Below are 3,984 nucleotides of genomic sequence, written 5' to 3' on the forward strand. Positions count from 1 at the left end.
CCATTTTTTTGCTTACCTCCACCTTAATTCCTTCTTTCAAAACTATACCTATCAATCGTTTCCCCTTTTTTTAAGTTTCTTCTCTTTTTGTTAAGAAAGATCTGACTAATGGATAGCTTATCAAGGGGGGCAGGGGGGATCGAACCTAAAATCCATTTTTAATTTAATTATAACCAGCTACTTAAGCTTATCTCCCTCCGATTGCCATTAAATTTTAACTAGAAGCAATTACCCCAGATTGTTGAAACCATTGGCTAATTCCGGCGGCTAAAACTTGCGCTAATTGTTTTTGTGCCTGAGTATCGGTAATCCATTCAAATTCTTGAGGATTACTCATAAATCCTAACTCTAATAACAATGAAGGACTACTATAGGGACGAGTTAAAGCTAAATTATTCCAAAATACTCCATAGGAAGGACGGTTAAGATTTTTGGTTAAATAATCGTGGAGAAAAACTGATAAATCCGCTGCCTGGGGATGATACCAAAATATGCCAATTCCTTGAGTATTTAAGGCATCTCCATCATCGGGTAAAGCATTATAGTGAACCGATAGTGCTAGGGTTGGTTGTAGATTATTAATCATTTCTACTCGTGCCGGTAAAGATAAGTCTATGTCAGTTTCTCTGGTTAAATAAACTGTTGCCCCCAATTTTTCTAACTCCCGTTTAATTAATTTAGACATAACTAAATTAATCTCTTTTTCCGTGTAACCCGTTGGACCGACAGCACCAGTTTCTTTACCTCCGTGTCCGGGATCTAATAAAATAACTTTGCCCTGTAAATTATCACTTTTTTCCGGGGGATGACGCAGGGTTAAGATTAAATTTGTCCCCTGATAACGAAGACTATAACCCCACTGTTGTTTTTGATTAAGATTAAAAGTGTATTCTATCGTGGTCGGGTTAATTTGTCGCCAATCTAAACGTCTAACTAAAGGATTATCCACCAGAAAAATTGTATCGGTTTGGGCAATGGTATTATAGAGAGTCAAAATAAATTTATCATCTTCTTGTGCCACGGCGATGGGTACGGGATGGGAGAGGGGAAAAATAATTTCTGTTGCTTGATTGATACTGCGAGAAGAGAGACCACGAATATTAGCATTATCTAGGACTTCATTAACTATTAAACGGGTTTCTCGCTCTAAAATCCAACCACCATAATCTAACCGTAACCAATCCCCTTCTTTCCCGGTGACTCTCGCTTTCGTGCCTTGGGGTAAAGGAGTTAAACGGGAATAATTACTACCCGGCCCCGTGCGAGCTACTCCTTGGTCTGCTATAATTTCAATCACTGGTAAATTTTGATCGCTAATAATGTTAATTTCTCCTTGACCTTGTTGGCTAATCGAGCGATTATTTAATTGTGCTGTAAAAATAGGTTTTCCTAAGTTAGCCTCTTGCTTAAACTGCTGACAACCTCGATAGTAACCAGTTTTATCCTCGGAATTCGCTTGATTAAGATTAGTTAAAACTGCGGCATTACTAGGCAGTTTTGTGGTTTGAGTTTGGGGTAAAAGAGGCAGAATTTTATCTCCTAACTGCACAGAAACCTGAGCTTGGGGAGTGGCAATCGCACTAAAACAAATCCATTCCCCCACTAACCTCGTCTTATGGACAGAAGGACTGAGAGAGTTATCAGCAAAAGCTAATTCGTGGGGAATAATTGCTTGAGTATCTAGACGAATTATTTGACGATTAATAGTTTGGTTTTGATAGCGAATAGTGAAATTATTTTCACCAACTTCTAGGGGAAAACTAGGGGCAAAATATCCTTTAGCACTGCGTTGAATCGGTTGATTATTGAGCAAAACTTGACCTGATGGAGGAGCAGAACCAATAAAAAAGATTTTCGAGGCCGTGGTTTGATGATTATCGGGAGGATAAACAATCATTAATGAGGTAGATTTAGCGCTGATGCTGTCATAAAAACCGATTAATAGCACTAAAACTAAACCGATTAAGATATTTTGCCCAAAAGTTCTCACCCTTAACCAGAATGGCCCCATATTATCCCCCTCTTAGCTGACAAATATTATCCTAGGACAAATTCTGGAGGTTTGTTGTTCGTCTTCTCAGTTGCACTGCATTTAAACTGATCGGGAAAATTTAGTACAAATGCTCTGACTTCTTCTCCCCTCTCCCTGTTTTTGACCCTCATCCCTTATGATCAATATAGATTAACTTTTGTAAAGGAATCGGAGTTATGGCTTTAACCGTTGGAACAATCGCACCGAACTTTACCACCACCGACGATACTGGAAAAACCGTTTCCCTGTCGGATTTTCAAGGTAAAGTCGTAGTTTTATACTTCTATCCCAAAGATGATACCCCCGGCTGCACCAAGCAAGCGCAAAGCTTCCGGGATAACTACGAACAATACCAAGACAAGGAAATAGTAGTCTTCGGGGTGAGCAGGGATGACCAGGGTTCCCATGCACAATTTAAAGAAAAATACAGTTTACCCTTCCAATTGCTCGTAGATACCGATGGTGCTATCACCAAAGCTTATGATGTCGATGGTGGTGGCTATTCTAAGCGCGTCACCTATATCATCGATGCGGAAGGCAAAATTAGCTATATGGATGACAAAGTGAATACCGCTAGTCACGCATCGGATATTCTCTGCGTCGTCGGTTAATTTTTCCTAAAATCTTTTCTGGGTGTGTTAGGGGAGCCTAATACACCCGATATCTATTTTTTAGTTCACTGATAATCAGTTTTTAATAACCGGATTGAGTATGACTAAATAGGGCCTGCTGATGATGAACTGAATATCAAAAATCGGACTAAAATAATACTATTATCAAATATCTTGGTGGGATTAATCGGCAATCATGGTTAAGTTTAGCAAGTACCTAAAGAGGTTTGGGATTGTTGCTGGAGTGGCTTTTTTGTTGTTGGTTACTCACCGAGCGGCTCCCCGAAAGGCAGTGGAAAATGAGCAGATGAAGGGGGTTTGGTTAACCAATATTGGCACGATATTGTTACATCACACTACGTCCTTAGATGAGGTGTTAAATCATCTTTCGCGATCGGGTTATGACCGGGTGTATTTTAGTGTTTATGGGTTTAGGGGAACGCTTTATCCGACTTCCCAACGTCCGACGAATTGGTTGTTTGTGCCGCCGTTGAGCAATCCCTGGAGGGCAGCGGTTAAGGAGTCTTTACGGCAGGGTTTGAAGCCCTATGCTTGGTTTGAGTATGGTTTGATGTTATCCCCTAAGGATCCCATTGCCAAAAAGCATCCGGATTGGCTATTAAAAACGCCCGCAGGGAAGACGGTGGTGGAAACCAATGTCTGGTTAGATCCGGCGAATCCGCAGGTACAAGCCTATCTTTTGGGGAATATGGAAGATATTTTAAAAGAAAAAGATTTGGCGGGGATTCAGTTAGATGATCATTGGGCGGTTCCGCGTGTTTTTGGTAATAAAAGTCAGGCTTTAACGAATTTAACCCGCAAGTTGCACGATCATGTCAAGGCGATTAATCCCAAGTTGGTGGTGAGTCTTTCGCCTAATCCTCACTCTTTTGCGGTGAATAAATATAATCAAAATTGGTTGGCTTGGGTGCGTCAAGGGATTGTGGATGAGGTGGTCTTACAGATCTATCGGAAAACTCCCAATCAGGTGGCGGCAAGTCTTTCGGGATCGGGACTGGCGACAGCTTCCCGGTATGTGCCGGTGGGGGTGGGTTTATATGCGGGTTGGAATCCTGATTTTTCCTTAAAGGGTTTACAAGCTCAGGTGAGGACGGTGGAGCAGCAGGGTTATGGCTATTCGTTATTTTGTTGGGAGTTTGTGGTCATGCGTCATCTTTTTAATCATATTCCTCGGTTTTAAGGGACTTCCAGAGAATAAAATACCCAACAAAAAAATAGAAAAGTGTTTTTTTGAAAAAGTAATTATTTTTGTCTAGGAAAACAAAGAGTCTCCCATTACAACCTATTTTTCCGAAAAAAAAATAGCAGCATAAACTTTTA

Annotated in this window: 3 protein-coding genes; 2 read left to right on the plus strand and 1 reads right to left on the minus strand. The window is 40.7% G+C overall.

What is annotated here, in order from left to right; translation table 11 throughout:
• Positions 1 to 214: 214 nt before the first annotated feature.
• Complete coding sequence (locus IM507_RS13660; RefSeq protein ID WP_287637205.1) at positions 215 to 2,011, minus strand: N-acetylmuramoyl-L-alanine amidase; 1,797 nt, start codon at positions 2,009 to 2,011, stop codon at positions 215 to 217.
• A gap of 197 nt (positions 2,012 to 2,208) precedes the next feature.
• On the opposite strand from IM507_RS13660, the gene IM507_RS13665 reads away from it, so the two are divergent.
• Positions 2,209 to 2,643 carry a peroxiredoxin gene (locus IM507_RS13665; protein ID WP_002736091.1) on the plus strand — a complete coding sequence of 145 codons (435 nt, stop codon included), beginning with the start codon at positions 2,209 to 2,211 and terminating at the stop codon, positions 2,641 to 2,643.
• Positions 2,644 to 2,839: 196 nt separating this feature from the next.
• Positions 2,840 to 3,844 (plus strand): glycoside hydrolase family 10-like protein, encoded by a 1,005-nt coding sequence (locus IM507_RS13670; protein ID WP_042790856.1) that lies wholly within the window; start codon positions 2,840 to 2,842, stop codon positions 3,842 to 3,844.
• Positions 3,845 to 3,984 lie beyond the last annotated feature (140 nt).

Source organism: Microcystis sp. M20BS1 (assembly GCF_020245305.1).
In the GTDB taxonomy this organism is placed as follows: domain Bacteria; phylum Cyanobacteriota; class Cyanobacteriia; order Cyanobacteriales; family Microcystaceae; genus Microcystis; species Microcystis ichthyoblabe_A.